The sequence below is a fragment of the Butyrivibrio sp. XPD2006 genome (assembly GCF_000420865.1).
Classification (GTDB): domain Bacteria; phylum Bacillota; class Clostridia; order Lachnospirales; family Lachnospiraceae; genus Butyrivibrio.
In genome coordinates, this window is record NZ_ATVT01000005.1 from 23,870 (window position 1) to 47,875 (window position 24,006).

A 24,006-nucleotide genomic window follows, 5' to 3' on the forward strand; every position below is an offset into this window, starting at 1 on the left:
TTGTATGCCTGATATTGATGTAAAAAATGTGTCATTTGAATATGAATACGAAAACAAGAAATATCTGGCTCTTGATAATGTTAGCCTGAGGATTCAGGACGGAGAATTTGTTTGCATCATAGGTCAGTCAGGGTGTGGAAAAAGCACCCTGATCACCTTGATGGAAGGTTTGCAAAAACCTTTGGCAGGTCAGATCCTGATTGGCGATAAAAATGTCGACGGGCCGGGCAAGGACAGATGCATGGTATTCCAGCATTACTCATTGTTTGCCTGGCTTACGGCCGAGAGAAATGTAATTTTCGGAATCAAGCAGGTATATCCAAAGATGCCTAAAAAAGATCTGGACAGGATCGCTACAGATTATCTGCATAAAGTAGGTCTGGAAGGATATGAGAACAAATATCCCAGACAGCTCTCCGGAGGACAGCAGCAAAGAGTAGCCATCGCAAGAAGTCTTGCGATGAATCCGGACATCCTTCTCATGGATGAGCCCTTCGGAGCTGTAGATACCAAGACCAGAACAGAGCTTCAGGATCTTTTGCTTGATCTTTGCAGAAACGAAGAAAAGAAGAGAACAGTCGTGTTCATTACTCATGATGTTGATGAAGCGCTTTATCTTGCAGACAGAATCATATTCATGCAGCCAAAGAAAATACGAAGAGACATTCAGACAGGTTTCGGAAAAGACAGAAAAAGAGATGAACTTACTTCAAGCCCTGAATACCAGAGCCTGAGAAGAGAACTCATCGGTCTGTTCTACGAGAGAGTCAGGGATGAGATCGCAGAGGAAGGAGCTTACATATGATGGGTATTATCTTTAACCTTCCAAATCTTTTATACGTAGTGGCAGTGGCAATCTCTTTTATCAAACCCGATTACGAAATGCAGTCGCCAATCGCATACATCATTGTGCTCACATTTTTTGAACTGGCGCACTTAAGAAGCAGAATTTCTCAAAAAGAGGACGGACATCCCGATGACATGTACGCCATCATCTTTGGAATTGCACTTTTGTGGGATGTTGAAGCCAAGTTTATAAAGAGTCTTCACTACACGGTATTTCCACCGCCGGAAAATGTGTTTGCAATCTTCACTCAGGACTACGACAAGATGGTCCAGGGCTTTTTCCATTCAATCGGCCTGATCTTCGCAGGAGTCGGCCTTGGAATGTTTTTCGGAGTGTTCCTTGGGCTTCTGATTGGATGGAACTTAAGAGCAAGACAGTCACTGACCCCGATCATAAACGTGATCGCAGCCATACCGGCGCTTGTATACGCACCCTACGTTGTAGCTGTTGCACCTGATTTCAAATCGGCGTCAATAATAACGATCTTCCTTGGAATATTTTTCCCGACGCTGATGAACATGATAGGAAATGTTGCAGCAGTGGATAAGAGACTGATAGACAGTGCAAAATCCTTAAATCTTTCATCCTTTGACATGATATTTAAAGTTCTTTTACCGGATTGTGCAATACCTGTCATCACGAGTTTAAGAATCAGGATTTCCGCAGCGTTCATGATACTGACCATGGCAGAGACCATAGGCTCTAACACTGGGCTGGGTTATTACGTAAGAAAGTGGTCAAGCTTTGCCGATTACGAAAGAGTTTTTGCGGGAATCATTTTAATAGCTGTTGTAGTTACGGCGATCAACAGTCTGATAAAGATATTTGAAGGCCACACAATGAAGTGGACCACAGCATAAAGAAACAGAAAAAGGATAGAGGAAATAATGGCAGCAAGTTACGAGGAGCTTTCAAAAAATCATCCCTGCTTCGGCGGGTGTCGGTTTAACGCAGGAAGAATACATCTTCCGGTAAGTCCGGGATGCAACATAGCCTGCAAGTTCTGCGACCGAAAGATAAATGATGTGGAACAGCGCCCCGGCGTATCTTCAACAGTGATCACGCCTCAGGAGGCAGGGGATTTCATAGACAAGGCATTGGAACTGGTCCCTAATATCAAGGTTGCAGGTATAGCAGGACCCGGAGATACACTGGCAACGGATTATGCATTTGAGACTTTCAGGAGAATAGATGAAACTCATCCCGAGCTTTTAAAGTGTATGAGCACCAACGGACTGCTGCTGTATGACAAGGCGGATGAGCTTATCGAGACGGGGATAGATACCCTGACAGTCACGGTAAATGCGGTTGATCCCAAGATCGAGATGCAGCTTAACGACTACATCTATTATCACGGACAGAAATACATCGGAATAAAAGCGGCAGAAATATTGATTGAGAATCAGCTTAAAGGTATCAAAAAAGTTGCCGATGCCGGTGTGACGGTAAAGATCAATACCGTCCTTGTTCCGGGAATCAACGATAAACATATAAAGACAATAGCAAAGACAGTAAGCGAAGCGGGAGCAATCCTTTACAACATCATTCCACTGATTCCGCAGGCAAAGCTTAAGGACCTCAGAAAGCCTACAAAGGAAGAGCTGGAAAAAGCTCAGAGTGAGGCGGAGGAATACATAAGAGTCTTTAAGCACTGTGCTCATTGCAGAGCCGATGCGGTAGGTGTTCCGGGAATTTCGGAATACAGCAAACTGGTATATCAGAGCAGATTAAATGTGAAATCAACATTTTCACATGGATAATAAATTGGAGGAGATTGAAAAAATGAGACAGATAGCTATTTATGGTAAGGGTGGAATCGGAAAGTCCACAACAACACAGAACCTGGCAGCAGGCCTTACCGAATTGGGAAAAAATCTTATGGTTGTAGGATGTGATCCCAAGGCAGATTCCACAAGACTTTTACTTGGAGGACTGGCACAGAAGACTGTTCTGGACACCATCAGGGAGGAAGGAAATATCAGCGACCTTGACCAGATCATCAAGAACGGATTCGGAAACATAAGATGTGTTGAGTCAGGCGGACCTGAGCCCGGTGTAGGATGTGCCGGAAGAGGTATCATCACATCAATCGGAACACTTGAGACAATGGGAGCTTACACCGAAGATCTCGACTTTGTATTCTACGACGTTTTGGGAGACGTTGTGTGCGGCGGATTCGCAATGCCTATCAGAGAAGGCAAAGCTCAGGAAATCTATATCGTTGCATCAGGAGAAATGATGGCTCTCTATGCGGCCAACAACATCTGTAAAGGTATCCGCAAATACGCCCTTAAGGGAGGAGTAAGACTTGGCGGTATCATCTGTAACAGCAGAAACGTAGACCGTGAAGAGGAGCTTCTTCGTGCGTTTGCAAAAGAGCTCGGAAGCCAGCTCATCTATTTCGTACCAAGAGATAATGAGGTGCAGAGAGCAGAGATCAACAAGCAGACCGTTATCCAGTACAATCCAAAGCACGGACAGGCTCAGCAGTACAGAAATCTTGCAGAAGCTATTGAAAAGAACGAGATGCTGGTAATACCTAAGCCAATGACTCAGGAGAGACTTGAAGAGATCCTTACCGAGTATGGTCTTATGGATAATTTGAAAGATGACTATCGCATCTGATGCAGAAACAGACAGGAGGCAATAATGGCTGTAAATCTTAATTTACAAACATCTGAGAGCAGAGAGACACGACTTGGCTCCATAACAGGTTATCACGGCTCTCTAAAGGAAATGGCAACCCAGGGATGTCAGGGGTGTCTTAAGAACTGTAAAAGAGACTTTTCAACAGGCTGCAGCTGTAGTCATTCTCACTGCCTTGATCAGTTGGCAGGCCTTGAAGGAGCGGTAATAATCGATCACTCACCGGTAGGCTGCAGTGCAGGTCTTATTGGTTACAACAGATCACTTAACAACAAGTTTTATGAGAGTAAAAATGCGGATCAGAACAGTAATCTTAAAATATTTTCAACTAATATCAGAGAACAGGATACTGTGTTCGGAGCTTCAGAGAAACTCAGGAATACCATACAATTCGCCTATGACAGACATCACCCAAAGCACATGTATGTTGTGGCCAGCTGCGTATCGGCGATTATAGGAGAGGACGCATACTCAATAGCCGAAGAGATGTCTGAGGAGCTGGGAGTGCCAATCGGTTATGCATCAAGTGAAGGAATCAACTCAAAGATATGGGCTTCAGGCTTTGACGCATACTGTCATTCGGTTTCAAAAGCTCTTTTAAAAGAACCCAAAGAAAAGAAGGATCAGGTTACATACGTAGGTTTTTATCCTAAGGGACGTGACCACATTGAGTGGATGTTTGAGCGCTTCGGCTTTAAGATGCTCTTCCTCACAGGTGGTTCAAATCTCGATGATTTTGCAAGAGCATCCGAGTCCAAGGCTGTTTTCGGACAGTGCGGAGCTCAGTCAAGTTACCTCTGCGGAGCACTTGAGCAGAGATTCGGAGTTAAGTATTTTCAGTCTCATCTTCCCTATGGCGGAATCGGTGTTGAGAGGTTCCTCAGAGAGTTCGGTGCTTATTTCGGAAAAGAGGATATTGCAGAAGAGATCATCAAGGAAGAGAAGGAAGCTTATGCTTTCAGGCTTGCGAAGGTTAAGAAAAAGCTCGCCGGAAAGAAAGTGTTCATAGCCCTTGGTGCAAGCTTTGCTTATGAGTACACAAGGATGTGTAAGGAGCTTGGCATGGAGGTCATCCATACCGTTGCTTATCACTACGATCCACATCTGGACAATGAGTCTCCCGACAAGGTTGCAGCAGCTACCGACGTTTACGAGCTTGAGCAGGACGTGCCGACCAGCGTAAATGACGGTCAGAACATGGAGACCATGATCACCTTAAAGCACAACAAGCCCGATATCGTAATATCCAGAGCTCATAAGGCAAGTGCCTGGGCTGTAAGAAACGGAATTACAGCGCTGGAAGTTAAGATCGGACTTCCGATGGTCGGATACAGAGGACTTGTAGAGTTTGGTGAGCTGGTGATTAAGACACTGGCAAACACCAATTTTGAAAGAAAATTTGGAGCCAGATTCAGACTACCTTTTACAGAGGCATACCTTAATTCCGAACCGTTTAGTTTTTTGAAGGAGGCTCAAAATGGCTGAGTGTATTGAACAATCAAGAGTTGCCTGTGCCCTGGGAGGAATATATACAGCACTTGCAATAGACGGGGTATTGCCCGTCACACATACGGGTCCCGGATGCCTTGCTCAGGCATCGGATATCCTGGGAAGGGTAAACGGAGGACAGGCGCCTGTTCCCTTTGAGGAATCGGTTGTTCCCTGTACCGACTTCTGTAACACCGACGTTGTATTCGGCGGTGGCGAGCACCTTAGGACAGTTATTGAAAAGTCAATTGAGTACTATGATGCGAAGCTTATCATCGCCGTGGATGGCTGTACAGCCGAGATAGTGGGGGATGATATCGAGGAGGTCGCTGAGAGCTTTGAAGGCAGCAGGATTCCCGTTATTAGTGCAAAGCTCCCCGGATTTGTGGGAAACAATCTCTTTGGACACAGTCAGATCCTTAAGTCTATTGTTAACCAGTATCTGGAGCCCACTGGAGAAGTGAATCCGCTTCAGGTCAACGTGTTTGGTATTGTGCCTTTCTACGACACCTTCTGGCAGGGAACTCTGGAGAGGCTTGAAGAGCTGCTTAAGGCTATAGGGCTTGAACCCAATATCATCTATGGTCACGGCCACGGTATAGAGAATGTTAAAAAGATCCCTTCAGCAGGATTTAACCTTGTTTTATCACCCTGGATCGACCTTGATATTGCAAAGCTCTTAGAGCAGAAGTTCAAGACTCCTTTCCTTCAGTTTGACAACGTACCGATCGGACCGACAGAGACCACCAAGTTCATAAGAACCCTTGTGGAGTATGCAGGCCTTGATCAGGTAAAGGCGGAGAGCTATATCAAGAAGTCCGAGGACAGATACTATTACTACATCAGCAGACATCAGGCTTTTGTCTATGCCTGCAAATATATACCAAAGGACTTCTACTTTATCGGAAGCGCTGCAGCAGCAGTCTCTGTAACCAGATTCATGGTTAATGATGTAGGCTCGGTGCCGCTCAGGATTTATATTACCGATAATGTTCCGAAAGAGAGACAGGAAGATGTAAGAAAATCTCTTTACGATGTGGAACTTGAAGATAAGGACTATGAGGTAATCTTCACAGAAGATGGAGGCCTTGCAGCGGATGATCTTAAGAAAGAACATGAAGACAGATCTGTGGTATTCGGATCCAACTGGGATCTGCTCACAGCAAGATCAATAGGATCGGCGTTTGTGCCGGTTTGCGCACCATATGGTCAGACACTTATCGGTTCCAAGAACTATTTTGGATACGAGGGCGGAGTAGCTCTTTTCTCTGATTACTATGCAGAGATCGCGACCAATCCACAGGTTGCATTTATTGGATAAATACTCAGGAGGAAGCAGTAATGTCATATTATATCGCAGTAGCTACAAGTGATGGGGAAATCATAGATACACATTTTGGCCATGCATCATCATTTTTGATCCTCGAAGTTGATGATTTCGGAAACTACGAGGAAATTGAGGACAGACAGGTAAGACCTGCCTGCGGCGGCGGAGAGTGCCATGCCTGCGCCGGAAGCCTTATGAATGAAATTGCAGAAAGTCTTAAGGATGTCGATTTTGTCCTCTGTGCAAGAAGTGGTCCCCACGCAGAGGAGGCTCTGAGAAGATATGGCATTGCCCTTCTTGATGTAATGATGCCCATATCAAGGGCAGTTCCCAAGATACATAAGTTCAGACAGCGCTATCGGAGAAATGTTGTGATATGAGGAGAACTACAGTTGAAACTTCAGTTGGAAAGCTTGTTCCGTTTTATGAAATCACGGACGGAAGACAGAAAAACAGACCCTCTGTCGAGTACTACAAGAGCGGAGCTCTCTACAGTGTTTATCTGCAGGAGCAGACTAAGGTTCACACTCCTGTAGGAGATATGCCGGCTGAGTTGGTGACCTTTTACGAGAGTGGAAATATAAAAAGAGTCTTTCCACTGTATGGTCAGCTCTCCGGCTTTTGGACCGAGGAGCAGGAGTATGAGCTGGCAAAGCCCATGACCTTCACGGTCCAGGGCGAGAAGGTCAGCGTAAAACCCCTCTGCATCCACTTCTATGAGAGCGGTAAAATCTGCAGCATCACCATATGGTCAAAAGAGAGAATGACTGTTCACACTCTCTACGGGGATATCATAACTGATCTGGGAATTGAGTTTTACGAATCGGGCGAGATAAGAAGTGTCGAGCCCATGATTGGAACAAAACTCAACATCCCTGACAGGGGAGTTGTGTATCCCTACAATTTTTTCAGGCTCAGGATGCATGCAGACGATAATACCCTGAAGTTCGATAAAACAGGGCATCTGGAAGCTGATTTTGCTGATTCTGTCTATGGAATAAAAACGGTAGTTTAAGTAAAACTTATAACGTCCTATAAGTATAGTGTCTTTTACATCTCAGTCATTGTAGTTGATAATTGCAAATAACAAAAATGATGACGGAGATGAAAAACATGGCTAATCTATTTGATTTCAAATTGGTATTTACTCAAATACCGGATCTTCTAAGGTACCTGCCAACTACATTGGAACTGTCAGTGATCTCAATGCTTATCGGAATCATCCTCGGACTGATCCTTGCAATCATCAAGATCCGCGAGATTCCTGTTCTTAAGCATATCGCAACATTCTTTATATCACTGATCAGAGGAACACCGATACTGGTGCAGCTCTACATCGCATACTTTGGAATCCCGATGTTCTTTAAATGGTTCAATGCCAAGAACGGAACGGACATCAAAGTGGCAGAGGTATCGGGCTTTGTATATGCGGTAATAGCGCTTGGCATCAACCAGTCCGCATACAATGCAGAGTTCATCAGAGCAGCTCTTTTGTCTGTGGGAGAGGGACAGATCGAGGCAGCAAGCGCACTGGGAATGACTTACCTTCAGGCACTTCGAAGGATAATACTTCCCGAGGCCATCACGGTTGCACTCCCATCCCTCGGAAATTCTTTTATCTCAGTAATAAAAGGAACATCACTTGCCTTCACATGTGCAGTGGTTGAGATGACAGCTCAGGGTAAGATCCTCGGCGGAAGAACATACAGATACTTCGAAGTGTATGTATCCCTTGCCATCATCTACTGGGTGATCACGATCATCATTGAACAGTTACTGAAGGCAGCAGAGAAGAAGATTGCCATACCTGATCAGGTGGCAAACTACATTCCGGAAGATGAGGTAAAGGCATGATACAGATAGAGGGACTTTCAAAAAGATATCACGACAATGTAGTCCTTGAAGATGTTTCCTTAAACATCAACGAGGGTGACGTAATAGGAATTATCGGACCTTCGGGAACAGGTAAATCGACACTGCTACGGTGCATCGACCAGCTGGAGATCCCGGAGAAGGGAACAATAAGCCTTGGGGAAAAGACAATTGACCTGTCCAAAAAGAACAAGAAGGATATAAACGAGATAAGACAGAACACAGGAATGGTCTTCCAGAGATTCAATCTCTTTGAGAAAAAGACAGCTCTGGAAAACGTAATGGAAGGTCTTATCGTAGTAAAGAAAATGTCCAAGGAAGAGGCGAAAAAGATAGCGCTGGAGGAGCTTGCAAAGGTTGGAATGACAGCCTGGGCAAACCACTATCCAAAGCACATGTCCGGCGGACAGCAGCAGAGAGTTGCCATTGCAAGGGCACTTGCCATGAAGCCGAGACTCCTTCTTCTGGACGAGCCCACATCAGCTCTTGATCCTGAACTTGTTGGGGAAGTTCTGGATGTAATAAAAGAGATCGCAGGTAAGGGCTATACGATGCTCCTGGTATCCCATGAGATGAGCTTTGTAAGGAATGTGTCAAACAGAGTTATCTTCCTTGACAAGGGACATATCGTGGAAGACGGAACACCGACAGAAGTCTTTGAGCATCCCAAGAATCAGAGGACAAAAGACTTCTTTGCAAAGATGAATTTAATGAATCAACCGGATTATATTATTTGATCATAAGATCAGGAGGAGAGAAAAATGGGAAATGCATGCAGCTTAGAGGAACACAGAAAAAAGACCCAGGCAGGAGCACCTGTAGACGGATACACAGATGAACTTGCAGCAAAGTTCGCAGAAGAGGTGGGGGTTCCGCCAAGACCCAGCGAAGTTAAGAATGAGATCGATGAGAGGGGCGCATTTGTAAGACAGCCCAACGCTTTCATTGCAAAGGCAGGCGAGGGCGAAGGTGAGTGGAAGCCCGAGGCCGGAAGATATCAGATCTACTGGATGAAGGGCTGCAACTGGTCAAACAGACCCGTTATCGTAAGGGATATTCTCGGACTTACAGATGTCATCTACGATATCAGAACTTCTCACAGCGGTGAGTCAAACAGATACGGACACGGTTTCGGAGATCAGGAAGGATTCAAGGATCCCAGGACCGGAGCATACTTCCTTTCAGAGTTTTATCAGAGAGCAAACCCTGATTTCAAGGGCAGAGCAACAACACCTACCATCGTAGACATCAAGGAGAAGAAGGCAGTCAACAACGACTACCACAGAATGACCAACTACCTCGAGGTTAACTTCAGAGCACTTCAGCCTGAGGATGCACCTGATCTCTATCCTGTTAAGTACAGGGATGTCATCGACGAGTTCAATGACTGGCTCTTCCCTCACGTAAACAACGGACATTACAGAATGGCTTTCTGCCAGTCTGTTGAGGCTTATGACGAGGCCTTTGATGACTTCTACGATTCTTTGGATAAGCTGGAAAAGAGACTTTCCGAGAACAGATTCCTCTTCGGTGATTACATCACAGATTCCGACATTAGATTCTTTGTAACTATCGTGAGATGGGATACAAGCTACTTCAGAAACGTAGGACCTACTAAGCACAGAATTGCGGATTATCCTAACATCTATGCTTATATGAAGGAGCTTTACAACATTCCTGCATTCAAGAATGCTACCTTCGTACATGACCTTGTACTTGGAAGAGGCGGAGACAGAGATGCTCTCTTTGCTGATTATAACGTAAGGATTTCAAGCCAGATCGATTACGATAAGCTCTGGGCTGACGACGGCAGCAGAGCAGCACTTTCATCGGATCCAAACGGTGACATCTACCTTCGTCACCCTAAGGGAGAGACAGTAGAGGACTACCAGAGTGAGATTTCTGTTTCACACTGGAACTTTGAGTCACATGATGACAGAGATCCTTCAGATCCTAAGAACAGTCCGCTCAGAGTTGATGCAAGCATCAATCCTCTTAAAGGTCTTTTAAAGAACGAATAATCACTACAGCACCGGGAGAACAACCATGGGAAAAGAGATCACAGACAGAATCGTGGATTCATTCATAAAGCTTGCGGAGATTGACGGCATCAGCTACGGGGAGAGAAAAGTTGCCGATCATCTTGTAAAAATATGGAAAGAGCTTGATGTGACACTTGATGAGGATAGCGCAGGTGAAAAGATCGGCGGTGATACGGGCAATCTTTACGGCTTTATTCCCGGAACGGGAAAACTTAAGGATGCGGAACCGATCCTGTTTTGTGCTCACATGGATACGGTATCTCCCGGAATAGGCAAAAAGATAATCGTCCACGAGGACGGAACCATAACCAGTGACAGAACAACAGTACTTGGGGCAGACGACAGAGCTGCCCTTACTGTTATTTATGAAGGCTACAGGCAGGTCCTTGAAGAGGGAGAAGATCACGCTCCCATAGAGCTGCTGTTTACACCTGCGGAAGAGACCTATACCGTGGGAGCATCAGCTTTTGACTACTCGGGGATCAAGGCAAAAAAGGCAATTGTTCCCGACTGCAGCGGAAGCTTTGGCGCATACGCATCGGGAGAACCGAGCCTTGTCTACTTTGAAATCACCGTAAACGGCAAATCGGCTCATGCGGGGTTTGAACCGGAAAATGGTATCAACGCCATAGCTGCTTCTGCATCTGCTATCAGTAGGATCAAGCAGGGCTGGGTCAACGATCACACGTCACTCAATTTCGGAACCATCGAGGGAGGAACCGTCAGCAATGCTGTATCCGCCAAGGTTGTGATAAAGGGTGAGATCAGAAGCGCCATCCACGAAGATGCAGTGGCTGCCTATGAAAATGTGGTGAAGGTCTTTGAGGAAGAGGCTTCTGCAATAGGTGCCACTGCAGAGTTTTTTTATGACATAAGACTCAAGGCATACAGGACCAACGAAAGTGAAACGGGAAGTACACTGGAAATTTATAACAGAGCTCTTGAGAAGCTCGGAGAAAAGTCTTTTCCCAAGAAATCCTTCGGAGGCAGTGACAACAACGTGCTTATGAGAAACGGGATAGACGGACTTTGCATCTACAATGCAATGCATGAGATCCACACAGTTAACGAATATACAACAGTAGAAGAACTTGTAAAAACAACACAGCTCATTAAAAACATAATGACGGGCTGATTTAAAGGAGGATATGAAAATGGGAAAGACATACGACAGCATTCTTGAACTGGTTGGACGCACACCTATTGTGCAGCTTCACAAGCTGGAGGCGAAGGAGAATACGGTAGCTCACATTTATGCAAAGCTCGAGTTCTTCAATCCTACATCAAGTGTTAAGGCTCGTCCGGCGCTCAACATGGTTGAGGAGGCGGAAAAGGACGGAAGACTTAAACCCGGCGGAACCATTATTGAAGGAACCAGCGGAAATACAGGAATAGGTATTGCAGCTGTGGCTGCGGCCAAGGGATACAAGTGCATCATCTGCATGCCTGACAATCTGTCAAAAGAGCGCCTTCTTACCCTTAAGAGTTTTGGCGCAGAGGTTGTTCTGACTGACTCCAAGCTTAACATGGCAGGAGCCGGCGCAAAGGCAGCTGAGATATTAGAGAAGACCCCCGGCGGAGTTATCATGGGACAGGGCGGAAACCCTGCAAATCCCGGGGCACATTATAAGACAACAGGTCCCGAGATCTGGGAGGATCTGGATGGCAAAGTTGATATTTTCCTGGCTGCATCGGGAACAGGCGGAACAATTTCCGGAGCAGGCGATTACCTTCGTGAAAAGAATCCTGATGTTGAGATCATTGCAGTTGAGCCTAAGGGAAGCGCTGTGTTAAACGGCGGTGAGCCCGGACCTCACAAGATCCAGGGAATAGGCGGCGGTGCAACACCTCCTGTGACCAAGGTAGAGCTCTTTAATGAGGTTATTGACGTAACTGATGAAGATGCCTATGAATATGCAAGGCTCATCCCGCAGCTTGAGGGATTCTCGGTTGGTATCTCAGCAGGCGCGGCTCTCTGGGCAGCTGTCCAGGTGGCAAAGAGACCCGAAAACAAGGGCAAGAACATTGTTACCATTATTCCCGACAACGGTGACAGATACCTTTCAAGCGATCTTTACGACTGATATCTGCGGAGCAATAAGTAAACCATATACCCGCCTATAAGCTTTCTTTAATTTTCAAAGGTCTTTTGGCGTGATAGTATCAATATATCAAAACAAACGAACATAATTGATTGGAGGAAATCATCATGGCAGATATAAAGCAGAGCGCATTAGAGCTTATTGGGGGAACACCACTTCTTCAGATTAACAACTACAGCAAGAATGCAGGGGTGACAGGTGCGACGATTATTGCGAAACTGGAGTACTTAAATCCGGCAGGATCCGTTAAGGACAGAGTTGCACTTGCGATGATAGAGGATGCTGAAAAGAGCGGAAAGCTCAAGGAAGGCGCAACGATCATCGAGCCTACCAGCGGAAACACAGGAATCGGACTTGCAGCAGTTGCAGCAGCCAAGGGATACAGAACAATCCTTACACTTCCTGAGACAATGAGTGTTGAGAGAAGAAATCTTCTCAAGGCATACGGCGCAGAGATCGTTCTCACTGAAGGCGCAAAGGGCATGAAGGGCGCCATTGCCAAGGCAGAGGAGCTTGCAAACGAGATTCCCGGAGCTATCATCCTCGGACAGTTTGTAAACCCTGCAAACCCAGCTATTCACAGAACTACAACAGGTCCTGAGATCTGGAAGCAGACAGACGGCCAGGTTGACATTTTTATCGCAGGTGTTGGTACAGGCGGAACAGTTACAGGTGTAGGCGAGTTCTTAAAGGAGTTGAATCCTGATGTTAAGATCATTGCTGTTGAGCCTGCAACAAGCCCTGTTCTTTCAAAGGGAACAGCAGGACCTCACAAGATCCAGGGTATCGGCGCAGGTTTCGTACCTGACACACTCAACACCGAGATTTATGACGAAGTAATCGCAATCGAGAACGAGGATGCTTTTGCAGAGGGCAAGAGATTTGCGGTTTCAGAAGGAATTCTGGTTGGTATTTCATCAGGTGCTGCACTTAAGGCAGCAACCATCGTGGCTGCAAGAGAAGAGAACAAGGGCAAGAAAATCGTAGTACTTCTTCCTGACTCAGGTGACAGATATCTTTCAACACCTCTCTTCGCAGACTGATAAAGGCTCATAATAGTTTCTTTTTCATAACATATTTAAAGGTTGCTCCACGGCTCATTCGCTGTGGAGCAATTATCATAAATAAAAACAGGATATGGTGGCTATGGGTAAATACAATTTTGACAAGATTATTGACAGAAGAAATACCGATTGTATCAAGTGGGATTTCGGTATGCAGCGAAAAGGCAGGGATGACCTGCTTCCGCTTTGGGTTGCTGACATGGATTTCAGGCTCCCGGAAGAAGTGATAAAAGACATTACGGACAGAGTGCAGCACGGAGTTTTCGGCTACACCGATCCGGGAGATAAATATAGAAATATCGTAAAAGAGTGGTATGAGAGAAGGCATGGTTTTACCTTTGACGGGGGAGATATAACTGTAACCCCAGGAGTAGTCTATGCAATTGCAATTGCCATAAGGGCGTTTACCGAGCCCGGCGATGCTGTTATCATCCAGCAGCCGGTGTACTATCCTTTCTCTGAGACTATAGCTCTCAACAAAAGAAAAGTCGTAAACAATCAGCTCGTCTACAAAGATGGGCATTATGAGATAGATTTTGAGGATTTTGAGAAAAAGATAATTGAAAATAATGTAAAGCTTTTCCTTTTGTGCAGCCCACATAATCCGGTGGGAAGAGTATGGACTGAGGAAGAACTGACAAGGCTTGCAGAGATCTGCGACAGGCACGGAGTTTATGTGTTTGCAGATGAGATCCATTCGGACTTTGTATATCCGGGATTTAAGCACACATCCTTCATGAGCCTTGCACCTGAGCTGCGAAAGAGGCTGGTTCTCGGCACTTCGCCCAGCAAGACCTTCAACCTTGCGGGACTACAGGTTGCAAATATTATCATTCCCGATAAGGAAATGCACAGGTCTTTTGACAGAGAAAACGAAGCTGCCGGCTATTCACAGCCTAACGTTCTTGGAATGGTTGCCTGTATGTCTGTCTACACAAAGGGTGAGCAGTGGCTGGATGAGCTTTTGGAGTACCTTAAGGGAAATCTTGATTACGTGAGAGACTATCTTAAGGAAAATCTTCCGCAGGTTGAGCTGATTGAGCCTGAGGGAACTTATCTTATATGGCTTGATTTCTCGAAAGTAGTGGACAATCACAAGAAATTAGAGGATATTATTGTAAATAAAGCAAAGCTCTGGCTTGATCCGGGAATCATATTCGGAAGAGAAACAAACCTCTTTGAGAGAATCAATATTGCGTGTCCGAGGTCAATACTAAAGCAGGCATTGGAACAGCTTAAAGAAGCGCTTTGAGTTGATGGGAGGAGACATAAATGGAGAATTACAGCATAGAGACAATCTGTCAACTTAATGACAAGTCGATTGCAGATCAGTGGGGAGCCCTGAGCTTCCCCATATATCAGTCGGCAACTTTCGCTCACAGGGGGCTTGGCGAGAGCACCGGCTTTGATTACACAAGGATGCAGAATCCGACAAGGCAGCAACTTGAATATGTAGTTGCTCAGCTAGAGCACGGCATTGATGCCATGGCTTTTGCCAGCGGAATGGCTGCAGTTGCGGCTGTTATGGAGCTTTTTAAACCGGAGGATCATTTCATCGTTGATTCGGATCTCTACGGCGGCAGCATAAGGCTCTTTAACGAGATCAGTAAAAAGAACGGTCTGACCTTCACTACAGGAAACTTAAGTAATGGGGACTACAGATCTCTTTTCCAGAATAATACGAAGGCAGTATATCTTGAGACGCCCACCAATCCAATGATGAACGTGACGGACATCGCGGAACTGGCGGTAGAGGCTCACAGGAGAGATGCACTTCTGATCGTGGACAATACTTTCCTTTCACCGTACTTCCAGAATCCGCTGGATCTGGGCGCTGACATTGTCATTCACTCAGGCACCAAATTCCTGGGCGGACATCACGACACCATCGGAGGCTTTGTGGTTGTTAAGGATAAGGAGATCGATGAGCGCCTTCGCTATATCTACAAGACCACAGGCGCAGGCCTTGCACCCTTTGACAGCTGGCTGATCCTGAGGGGAATCAGGACATTGTCGGTAAGGCTTGACCGTGCTCAGGAGAATGCTTTCAAAATCGCTGAGTATTTAAAGAGTAGCAAGTACGTGACCAAGGTCATCTATCCGGGACTTCCCGAGCATCCCGGCTACAAGATTTCTTCGAAACAGGCCAGAGGCTATGGAGCAATGCTCAGTTTCGAAGTTGAGTCAAAAGAGCTTGTGGAGCACATTTTGAGGAGCCTTAAGCTTATTTATTTTGCAGAGAGCCTTGGCGGAACCGAGACTCTTGTAACCTATCCGATTACTCAGACCCACGCGGATGTGCCAAAGGACCTTCTTAAAAAGAACGGTATAACCGACAGGCTCCTTCGTCTTTCCGTGGGAATTGAGAACGCAGACGACCTGATCGCAGATCTGGAGCAGACTTTCGCATCATTTAAGTGATTCTTATAACAGGCTATAACCGATGTGTATTTTACGCCGGAGAAGACCTCGTGCATAATTAATTTGTAAGATAAACATGCACTTAAAAAGAGGTCTATTATGAAAAACATACTTGCTTTTGGCGATTCAAATACATGGGGACTGGTTCCCGGAACTAAAGAAAGATTTCCCTGGGGAGTCAGATGGACAAGCCTGGTTCAGGAAAAACTCTCAGATGCAAGAGTGATAGAAGAGGGATTGTGCGGAAGGACAACAGTATTTGAGGATGAGCTTCGTCCTTTAAGAAAGGCAGTGGATGCACTTCCCATGGTTCTTGAAAGCACATATCCGATAGATGCAGCTATCATAATGCTTGGCACCAACGACTGCAAATCACTGTTTAACGCCAACGCCTATACCATAGCAAAAGGGCTTGAGCAGTGCCTTAACGAGATTAGCAGCTATGTTTCTGCAGACAAGATTCTTGTTGTATCGCCTATTCACCTTGGAGAAGAAGTCTGGAGAGAGGATAAGGATCCCGAATTTGACAGCCGTTCGGTTGAGACCAGCAAGGACCTTCAGAAGTTTTATAGACAGGTTGCCAAGGACAGAGGATTTAAGTTCCTTGCAGCATCGGATTATTCAACTGCAAGCAGCATTGATGAGGAACACCTCGATGAAGAGGGGCACAAAAGGCTAGCGGAAGCAATTGTTGAGAAGATGCAGGAAATGAAAATAGCATAAGAGTCAGTGGGGATCAAAACTGAAACGTCCCCACTGACTCTTTTTTATTTCTCTGCTTCTCAAAGACCTTTTTCTTCATATGTTTTCCCTCATAATACAGTAGTTTTATAATATGTTTTTTATACTTTATTGATTTAAAGACACAGAGTGTGCTATCATGTTCAAAAATATTTCATGTAAGGAGTTTTAACATGACTATACTTCAGCTGAAATATGTTATTGCCATTGACGAAGAATGCTCGATGAGAAAGGCTGCAGACAGGCTCTATGTTTCACAGCCGGGTCTTTCAAGTGCGGTAAGGGACCTTGAGAGTGAGCTTGGCATTCAGATATTTGAAAGAGTCCACAACGGCGTGGTGACAACAGCTGCCGGTGCTTCTTTTATTGCTTATGCAAGAAATGCTGTGGAACAGTTTGAAAAGGTTGAGGACAGGTACCTTAATTCCAAGAATGAGAGACCTACATTCTCAGTATCCATGCAGCATTACACCATAGCTGTAGATGCTTTTATAGATACGGTAAAAGAGTTTGATCTTCCCGAGTATCAGTTTTCAATCCGTGAAACACAGACAAGTGAAGTAATAGAAGATGTTAAGACCTTAAAGAGCGAAGTGGGCGTAATTGCTCTCAGCGACTTTAACAAGGCGACATTTAAGAAGATATTTGTGGATGCGGCGTTGGAGTTCCATGAGCTCTTTTCCCGCGACACATACGTATACCTCAGCAAGGATCATCCTCTGGCTGATGCAAAAGAGCTTTCGCTTGATGATCTTCAGGATTACCCCTGCATGGTATTTGATCAGGGAGACAACACCTCTTTTTACTATAGAGAAGAAGCCCTGGCAACATATGACTACAAGAAAGTGATCTCTACCAATGAAAGAGCCACATCCATCGAGCTTATGCTCGGACTTGACGGATACGCTGTCGGCGCAGCAATGCTCGGTGAGGGCAAGACGTCATCCGATATCCATGTTATCAAGCTCAAGGAAGATGAGATGCTGACCTTTGGCTACATCACCAGAAAAGGCCAGGAGCTCAGTGAAATGGGCAGAACCTTTGTGGAGAAGCTTGAGAGGCATAAAGAAATCTGATCACCCTATAAGCTTTATTTATCGGCGTCTATAATTCCCTCGATATTGCAAGGGTGCAATCAGAGGGGTATATTATAGTAAATCAAAGAAAACAAGACATGAACCGCTCAACCGGGCGGAACGAGGAGGGAAAATTATGAAAAAGAAAGTATTGGCAAGCCTTGTACTTGCAACAACACTGGCTCTTGGAGCCCTTACAGGTTGCGGTGATACAGCACCTGCTCAGACTACAGACAACACTACAGAAGCAGCTCCTGAGGCTCAGGCAGAAGCTCCCGCAGAGGCAGAAGCACCTGCTGCAACAGATTCAGGTGACAAGAAGATCACAGTTGGTGCAACACCTGTACCTCACGCAGAGATCCTTGATAACATCGTAAAAGAGGTTCTTGCAGAGGACGGATGGGAACTCGAGACAGTAGTTTTCTCAGATTACGTGCTTCCTAACACTTCACTTGAGCAGGGAGAGCTTGATGCTAACTACTTCCAGACTCTTGGTTACATGAACCAGCAGAACTCAGATGCAGGCCTTCATCTTACAGCAGTAGCCGGCATTCACATCGAGCCAATGGGTATCTACTCTCAGAAGTACAAAGCCCTTTCAGAGATTCCTGATGGCGCAACAATCGGTATTCCTAACGACCCTGATAACGGCGCAAGAGGACTTGACCTTCTTGTTCAGAAGGGACTTCTTGTTTCAAAGGGAGACTTCGGAACAGATCCAAGCTACACAGAGGATACACTCACCAAGGATAAGGATGCTAACCCTCACGGATATGTGATCACACCTCTTGAGGCAGCAAACCTTCCACTTTCACTTCCTGATCTTGATGCAGCAACAATCAACGGAAACTACGCACTTGAGGCAGGTCTTCCCGCGGAGTATCCTGCACTTGATATCGAGACTTTTGATGATGAGACAACAGTAAAGAGAACAAACTTCCTTGTTGTTAAAGAGGGCAACGAGTCTTCAGAGAAGACACAGGCTCTTATCAAGGCTCTTCAGTCTGATAAGGTTCAGAAGTACATCGACGATACATATAAGGGAGCAGTTATTACCTCTTTCATTGACGCACAGTAAACAATTAGCCATAGCCATAACATAATAATCCTACCAAAGAGAAAAGACACACTGCCCATTTGCAGAGTGTCTTTTTCCTTGTAATGCGTAACTGCGCGTGTTGTGGTACAATAAAGCATGTTTAGGGCAAAAGAGCTCTTATCAAAATCAGATTGGAACGAAACGAAATGATAACTATCAAAAATGTTAAAAAGACCTTCAACAGAACAGAGGTGCTAAAGAACGTCTCCATGGATATTGAGAACGGAGAAATCTTTGGAATAATCGGTCAGTCCGGTGCCGGAAAGTCAACACTGCTCAGGTGCATCAACGGACTTGAGACCTATGACAGAGGAGAGATAAGGGTAGACGGTACGCTGGTTAACGTCAAGAACAAGAGCGAGCTTCGTCTTTTACAGAAGAGAATGGGCATGATATTCCAGAGCTTCAATCTTCTTGAGAGACTGGATGTATACCACAATGTGGCTCTTCCCATGAAGTTTTGGGGGATTCCTACCAACACTCCAGAGGCAAAAGAGAAAATCATGAATCTCATCAGGCTTGTCGGCCTTGAAGAAAAGGTACATGCCAAGCCCCGTGAGCTTTCAGGAGGACAGAAACAGAGAGTTGCCATAGCAAGAGCGCTGGTTCTTGATCCGGAGATCCTTCTTTGCGATGAGGCTACAAGTGCGCTTGATCCGGAGATTACAAAGGGAATATTAGCTCTTTTGCAGAAGATCAATAAAGAAATGGGCATCACTATCGTGGTGGTTACTCATCAGATGGAAGTTGTTAAGCAGATATGCCAGAGAGTGGCTTTCCTCAGCCACGGTCAGATGCTTGCCATAGGTAAGCCCGAGCAGCTTTTCGTATGGCCCAAGGAGAGGGAGATCAGAGACTTCCTTCGCGAAGAGTCAGACAAACTTCCTACTACCGGAATCAATCTAAAGCTCTTTTTCTTCGGGGAGGGCAATCAGAGGCCTATCGTAACTCAGATGTCTCAGGAGCTGCAGACGGATTTCAATATCTGCTGGGCTAAGCTTGAGGACTTCAGGGAAGATGTTTACGGAAGCCTGGTTCTCAACATGGAGGAAAAAGACCTTGAGAGAGCCTGTGCGTTCCTGGATTCCAAGGGCGTAACCTGGGAAGTAATCAAATAAGAGAGTAACTCATTTCGGAGGAAATACAGATGTTAGAACAAATACTTAATCCCGCCATTTATCCAATAATTCTGCAGGCGTTTTGGAAGACCCTTGTCATGGTTTTCTGGTCAACGCTTTTCTCGGTGATACTTGGTTTTATTCCGGCGGTTATACTTACACTTACAGCACCCGGAGGACTTAAGCCGAACAAGATTGTTTACGGAATTCTGAGCTTCATCGTCAATGTATTCAGAAGCTTTCCGTTTATCATCCTGCTGGTTATCCTGATTCCTTTCACAAGAGCGCTTGTTGGAAAGTCAATCGGAACAACAGCAGCAATCGTTCCGCTTACAGTATCTGCAATTCCTTTCATCGCAAGGGTTTTTGAGACTTCTCTTCGTGAGACCAATCCCGGTGTTATCGAGGCAGCAAGATCTTTTGGCGCATCAAACTTCCAGATACTTATGAGAGTTTATGTAAAAGAGTCTATTCCGAGAATGTTAAACGGAATCGTACTTCTTATAATTTCACTTGTTGGATACTCAGCTATGGCAGGAACTGTAGGAGGCGGCGGTGTCGGTGATATCGCTATCCGCTACGGTTATCAGCAGTACAAGACAGAGTACCTGATTGTGTGCTCGGCAATTCTTATCATCTTCGTTCAGGCAGTTCAGGCACTGGGTAATCTGATGTACAAGAGAATGAGCTGATGAACAGAAGATTTTGATGGATCGTTTTTGCAATCTCAGAGGAGGTGCATATTATGAACATTAATATCTGGCTTGGCATATTGATTCCTTTTGCCGGAACCGTGCTGGGATCGGCCATGGTTTTCTTTATGAAAAAAGAGCTTGGCGGTCAGGTACAGAGAGCTCTGACCGGATTTGCCAGCGGAGTCATGGTGGCAGCATCCATATGGAGCCTTATTGTTCCCGCACTGGAACAGGCGGAAGGTATGGGAACCTTGTCTTTTGTTCCTGCTGCTGTGGGTTTCTGGATAGGAATACTGTTCCTGCTGTTTTTGGACTGCGTGATACCGCATCTGCACATGAATGCTGAGAAGGCAGAGGGCCCGAAGTCCAAGCTGCAGAAGACGACAATGATGGTTCTGGCAGTTACACTTCACAACATACCTGAAGGAATGGCGGTAGGTGTTGTGTTTGCGGGCTTGATATCCGGAAGCGCACCTGTGACTTCAGGCGGGGCACTGGCGCTGGCCCTTGGTATTGCAATTCAGAACTTCCCGGAGGGAGCGATCATATCCATGCCTCTTCACTCAAAAGGAAAAACCAAGTTCGGTGCATTTATGGACGGAGCTTTGTCCGGTGCGGTAGAACCGATCGGAGCGCTGCTTACGATATTTGCAGCAAGACTCATTGTGCCTGCAATGCCGTATCTTCTTAGCTTTGCTGCAGGCGCCATGATGTACGTCGTAGTGGAGGAGCTTATCCCCGAGATGTCTGAGGGTGAGCATTCCAACATTGGTGTAATCATGTTTGCGCTTGGATTTACTCTCATGATGGCACTGGATGTGGCTTTGGGATAATGTGAGATGAGTTTGTTGGAGGAATTTAATGAGAGATTTTGATGCAGTGGTTTTCGATATGGACGGAGTTATCTTCGATTCCGAGAGAGCCGTGCTTGACAGCTGGTATGTCGTTGCAGACAGGCATGACCTTGGAGACATAACAGAGGCGTTTTTAGCCTGTACCGGAGTTAATGACAGAGAGACCAAACAGATAATGCTTCGCTACTACGGAGAGGATTTTCCGTATGACGAGTACGCCAGGGAGGCTTCCGTGATCTTTCATGAGAAGTACGACGGTGGCAAACTCCCCATGAAGAGCGGGGTAAAAGAGATCCTGACATTTCTTAAAGACAGCGGCAAAAAGATAGCGCTGGCTTCATCAACAAGAAGACCTGTGGTGGAAGCTGAGCTCAGGGATGCAGGTCTTTTGGACTTTTTTGATGAACTTGTAACAGGGGACGTGGTTAAGAGAAGTAAACCTGACCCTGAGATATATCTTTTGGCATGTGAGAAGATAGGCGTTGCACCTGAGAGATGCTACGCAATTGAGGATTCATACAACGGAGTAAGGTCGGCTGCAGGCGGAAGCCTCCGCCCTATCATGGTTCCGGACCTTCTTCCTGCCAATGATGAGATGAAGAGCCTTGTGGAGACTGTTCAGGAGAGCCTTCTTGATGTTATCGGCTATTTGAAAGCTGAGTGATGGTGCATTTTATGGACGATGGATTAAGGAATAAATACGACAGGCTTTTGGAAATACTTAAAGGCTACGGCAGCGTGGCTGTTGCCTTTTCAAGTGGAGTGGATTCCACATTTCTTTTACATGCAGCCAAGGAGGCGCTGGGAGACAGGGCAGTGGCTCTTACCGCAAGCTCCTGCTTTGTGCCTGAGAGAGAAGTTTCTGAGGCGAGACAGTTTTGTGAGAGAATCGGAGTAAGACATCTGGTAGCAGAGGTTGATGTGCTGGCTATCGATGGAGTTGCGGATAATCCCAAGGACAGATGCTATCTATGCAAGAAGGCGTTGTTTCAGGGATTTATGGATACAGCTGTGAGTGAGGGTCTGGCGGTTGTTGCTGAAGGTTCCAATGTGGATGACGAAGGTGACTACAGACCGGGGATGAAAGCTATCGCCGAGCTTGGCGTAAAGAGTCCGCTGAGGGCAGCAGGACTTAGGAAGCAGGAGATCAGGGATTTGTCAAAAGAGTTTGATCTTCCAACCTGGGATAAACCGTCTTTTGCCTGCCTTGCCAGCAGGATTCCCTATGGAGAGAGACTTACAAATGAGAAGCTTCGTATGGTTGATGAGGCGGAGCAGTTTCTTTTGAATAAAGGATATCGGCAGTTCAGGGTAAGAGTTCACGGAAGCGACGCGCCGCTGGCCAGGATAGAACTTTTGCCGGAGGATATTGATAAGGCGCTTGCGCCTTCAGTTCGTGAGGAGATAAATGACAAGCTTCATGAAATAGGTTTTGCGTATGTGTCTCTGGATCTTAAGGGATATCGGACAGGAAGCCTTAATGAAGTTTTGAAATAAGCTGTTATGCGACTTTTATTTAATAAAGGACTAAAAATGAAAATATACCCCGGGATAGTATCGGCACTGGCTGTGATCAGTCTGGTGTCTGTGCTTGCCTGGGGTTGCGCTTTTCCCGGGGAGAAGATTTATACCTCTACCATTTTTGCCATGGACACAGTCATGGAACTTCAGATTGCAGGCAAGAAGGACTATACACCTGAGGCGGAGGAGTACATAAGACGCCTTGAAAAAGAGCTGTCAGTTACAGATTCTGAAAGTGAGATTGCAGTTGTCAATGAAAACGGAGAGGGAAGGCTCTCTGAGGAAGTCGGAAATATACTGCAGCGTGCGCTTGATGTGTGCGAGAGAACAGGCGGAGCTTTGGATATTACAATTTATCCTGTGCTTAAGGCCTGGGGCTTTACCACAGGGGAATATCGTGTTCCGTCTGATGGTGAACTGGCTGAGCTGTTGTACAGTGTAGGTTACAGAAAGGTTGTCCTGGAGCGGGGAGTATCACCGGATTCAGAAGACGAAGCAGATATGGGCAGTGGGGCACATGTCATCCTTCCGGACGGGATGGAGATCGATCTTGGCAGCGTGGCTAAGGGATACACCGGGACCGCGGTGTCAGACATGCTTCGCGAAAAAGGTGTCGAGCATGCGCTTATAAATCTTGGCGGAAATGTGCAGTGCATCGGCGGCAAGCCGGGCGGGGATCCCTGGAAGGTAGCTATCAAGAGCCCGTTTCCTGACAGTGCATCAGGTATGATAGGCGTTATGGATGCTGATGATGTTGCCATAATTACGTCCGGCGGATATGAGAGATACTTTGAAGACAATGGCAAGAGATACTGGCATATCTTAAATCCTACCACCGGCAAGCCTGCTGAGAGCGGCCTGGTATCTGTGACAATTGTGGGTAAGGACGGACTGTTGTGCGACGGACTGTCTACTGCGCTGTTTGTGGAGGGCCTTGATAAGGCGATAGAAGAGTACAAGATATCTGATGATTTCGAGGCGATATTCGTGACTGAGGACAGAGAAGTCTACGTGACGGAAGGCATTGCAGATAAGTTTGTGCTTTCCTCCGAGTACTACGACCTGCCGCTTCATGTGGTCACAAGGTGAGTCA

25 protein-coding genes are annotated in these 24,006 nt (G+C 46.0%); all 25 read left to right on the plus strand.

The annotated features are described in order from the left end of the window. Positions 1–4: 4 nt before the first annotated feature. Complete coding sequence (locus G590_RS0107050) at positions 5–805, plus strand: ABC transporter ATP-binding protein (RefSeq protein WP_022764972.1); 801 nt, start codon at positions 5–7, stop codon at positions 803–805. Then, the gene (locus tag G590_RS0107055) at positions 802–1,707 is read left to right on the plus strand and encodes an ABC transporter permease (protein WP_022764973.1); all 906 of its coding nucleotides are present in this window, start codon (positions 802–804) and stop codon (positions 1,705–1,707) included. The genes G590_RS0107050 and G590_RS0107055 overlap by 4 nt, the downstream gene beginning before the upstream one ends. Positions 1,708–1,734: 27 nt before the next feature. Then, the gene (locus G590_RS0107060) at positions 1,735–2,607 is read left to right on the plus strand and encodes a radical SAM protein (RefSeq protein WP_022764974.1); all 873 of its coding nucleotides are present in this window, start codon (positions 1,735–1,737) and stop codon (positions 2,605–2,607) included. A gap of 22 nt (positions 2,608–2,629) precedes the next feature. After that, the gene (nifH, locus tag G590_RS0107065) at positions 2,630–3,472 is read left to right on the plus strand and encodes a nitrogenase iron protein (RefSeq protein ID WP_026493996.1); all 843 of its coding nucleotides are present in this window, start codon (positions 2,630–2,632) and stop codon (positions 3,470–3,472) included. A gap of 24 nt (positions 3,473–3,496) precedes the next feature. Further along, positions 3,497–4,978 (plus strand): nitrogenase component 1, encoded by a 1,482-nt coding sequence (locus G590_RS0107070; protein ID WP_022764976.1) that lies wholly within the window; start codon positions 3,497–3,499, stop codon positions 4,976–4,978. Then, complete coding sequence (locus G590_RS0107075; RefSeq protein ID WP_022764977.1) at positions 4,971–6,302, plus strand: nitrogenase component 1; 1,332 nt, start codon at positions 4,971–4,973, stop codon at positions 6,300–6,302. Before G590_RS0107070 ends, G590_RS0107075 begins: the two co-directional genes overlap by 8 nt. Before the next feature lie 20 nt (positions 6,303–6,322). Continuing rightward, positions 6,323–6,688, plus strand: coding sequence for a NifB/NifX family molybdenum-iron cluster-binding protein (locus G590_RS18730; RefSeq protein WP_022764978.1), 366 nt, complete (start codon positions 6,323–6,325; stop codon positions 6,686–6,688). Continuing rightward, complete coding sequence (locus G590_RS18735) at positions 6,685–7,323, plus strand: hypothetical protein (protein ID WP_022764979.1); 639 nt, start codon at positions 6,685–6,687, stop codon at positions 7,321–7,323. Before G590_RS18730 ends, G590_RS18735 begins: the two co-directional genes overlap by 4 nt. A 98-nt stretch (positions 7,324–7,421) precedes the next feature. Further along, positions 7,422–8,162, plus strand: a complete 741-nt coding sequence (locus G590_RS0107090) for an amino acid ABC transporter permease (RefSeq protein ID WP_022764980.1) — start codon at positions 7,422–7,424, stop codon at positions 8,160–8,162. Continuing rightward, on the plus strand, positions 8,159–8,917 hold the full coding sequence (locus tag G590_RS0107095; protein WP_022764981.1) for an amino acid ABC transporter ATP-binding protein: 759 nt from the start codon (positions 8,159–8,161) through the stop codon (positions 8,915–8,917). Before G590_RS0107090 ends, G590_RS0107095 begins: the two co-directional genes overlap by 4 nt. Before the next feature lie 24 nt (positions 8,918–8,941). Then, positions 8,942–10,201, plus strand: a complete 1,260-nt coding sequence (locus G590_RS18740) for a glutathione S-transferase C-terminal domain-containing protein (RefSeq protein WP_022764982.1) — start codon at positions 8,942–8,944, stop codon at positions 10,199–10,201. 25 nt (positions 10,202–10,226) lie between these two features. After that, a complete protein-coding gene (locus tag G590_RS0107105) occupies positions 10,227–11,357 on the plus strand; it encodes a M20/M25/M40 family metallo-hydrolase (RefSeq protein WP_022764983.1) in 1,131 nt (376 codons plus the stop codon). A 19-nt stretch (positions 11,358–11,376) separates the two neighbouring features. Further along, positions 11,377–12,306: a cysteine synthase A gene (gene cysK, locus G590_RS0107110; RefSeq protein WP_026493997.1), complete on the plus strand. Its 930-nt coding sequence runs from the start codon at positions 11,377–11,379 to the stop codon at positions 12,304–12,306. A gap of 125 nt (positions 12,307–12,431) precedes the next feature. Beyond that, complete coding sequence (gene cysK, locus G590_RS0107115) at positions 12,432–13,367, plus strand: cysteine synthase A (RefSeq protein WP_022764984.1); 936 nt, start codon at positions 12,432–12,434, stop codon at positions 13,365–13,367. A 103-nt stretch (positions 13,368–13,470) separates the two neighbouring features. Beyond that, a complete protein-coding gene (locus G590_RS0107120; protein ID WP_026493998.1) occupies positions 13,471–14,640 on the plus strand; it encodes a MalY/PatB family protein in 1,170 nt (389 codons plus the stop codon). Positions 14,641–14,660: 20 nt separating this feature from the next. Continuing rightward, a complete protein-coding gene (locus G590_RS0107125) occupies positions 14,661–15,809 on the plus strand; it encodes a trans-sulfuration enzyme family protein (protein WP_022764986.1) in 1,149 nt (382 codons plus the stop codon). A 99-nt stretch (positions 15,810–15,908) separates the two neighbouring features. Next, positions 15,909–16,532 carry a GDSL-type esterase/lipase family protein gene (locus G590_RS0107130; RefSeq protein ID WP_022764987.1) on the plus strand — a complete coding sequence of 208 codons (624 nt, stop codon included), beginning with the start codon at positions 15,909–15,911 and terminating at the stop codon, positions 16,530–16,532. 191 nt (positions 16,533–16,723) lie between these two features. Beyond that, complete coding sequence (locus tag G590_RS0107135; protein WP_022764988.1) at positions 16,724–17,626, plus strand: LysR family transcriptional regulator; 903 nt, start codon at positions 16,724–16,726, stop codon at positions 17,624–17,626. Between the two features lie 136 nt (positions 17,627–17,762). Next, on the plus strand, positions 17,763–18,704 hold the full coding sequence (locus G590_RS0107140; protein ID WP_022764989.1) for a MetQ/NlpA family ABC transporter substrate-binding protein: 942 nt from the start codon (positions 17,763–17,765) through the stop codon (positions 18,702–18,704). A 167-nt stretch (positions 18,705–18,871) separates the two neighbouring features. Continuing rightward, positions 18,872–19,843 carry a methionine ABC transporter ATP-binding protein gene (locus G590_RS0107145; protein WP_022764990.1) on the plus strand — a complete coding sequence of 324 codons (972 nt, stop codon included), beginning with the start codon at positions 18,872–18,874 and terminating at the stop codon, positions 19,841–19,843. A gap of 29 nt (positions 19,844–19,872) precedes the next feature. Continuing rightward, on the plus strand, positions 19,873–20,535 hold the full coding sequence (locus G590_RS0107150; RefSeq protein ID WP_022764991.1) for a methionine ABC transporter permease: 663 nt from the start codon (positions 19,873–19,875) through the stop codon (positions 20,533–20,535). A 53-nt stretch (positions 20,536–20,588) separates the two neighbouring features. Continuing rightward, positions 20,589–21,371: a ZIP family metal transporter gene (locus tag G590_RS0107155; RefSeq protein WP_022764992.1), complete on the plus strand. Its 783-nt coding sequence runs from the start codon at positions 20,589–20,591 to the stop codon at positions 21,369–21,371. A gap of 28 nt (positions 21,372–21,399) precedes the next feature. Continuing rightward, positions 21,400–22,056, plus strand: a complete 657-nt coding sequence (locus G590_RS0107160; protein ID WP_022764993.1) for an HAD family hydrolase — start codon at positions 21,400–21,402, stop codon at positions 22,054–22,056. 11 nt (positions 22,057–22,067) lie between these two features. Beyond that, on the plus strand, positions 22,068–22,889 hold the full coding sequence (gene larE / locus G590_RS0107165; protein WP_026494000.1) for an ATP-dependent sacrificial sulfur transferase LarE: 822 nt from the start codon (positions 22,068–22,070) through the stop codon (positions 22,887–22,889). A 36-nt stretch (positions 22,890–22,925) separates the two neighbouring features. Continuing rightward, positions 22,926–24,002: an FAD:protein FMN transferase gene (locus tag G590_RS0107170; RefSeq protein WP_022764995.1), complete on the plus strand. Its 1,077-nt coding sequence runs from the start codon at positions 22,926–22,928 to the stop codon at positions 24,000–24,002. Positions 24,003–24,006 lie beyond the last annotated feature (4 nt).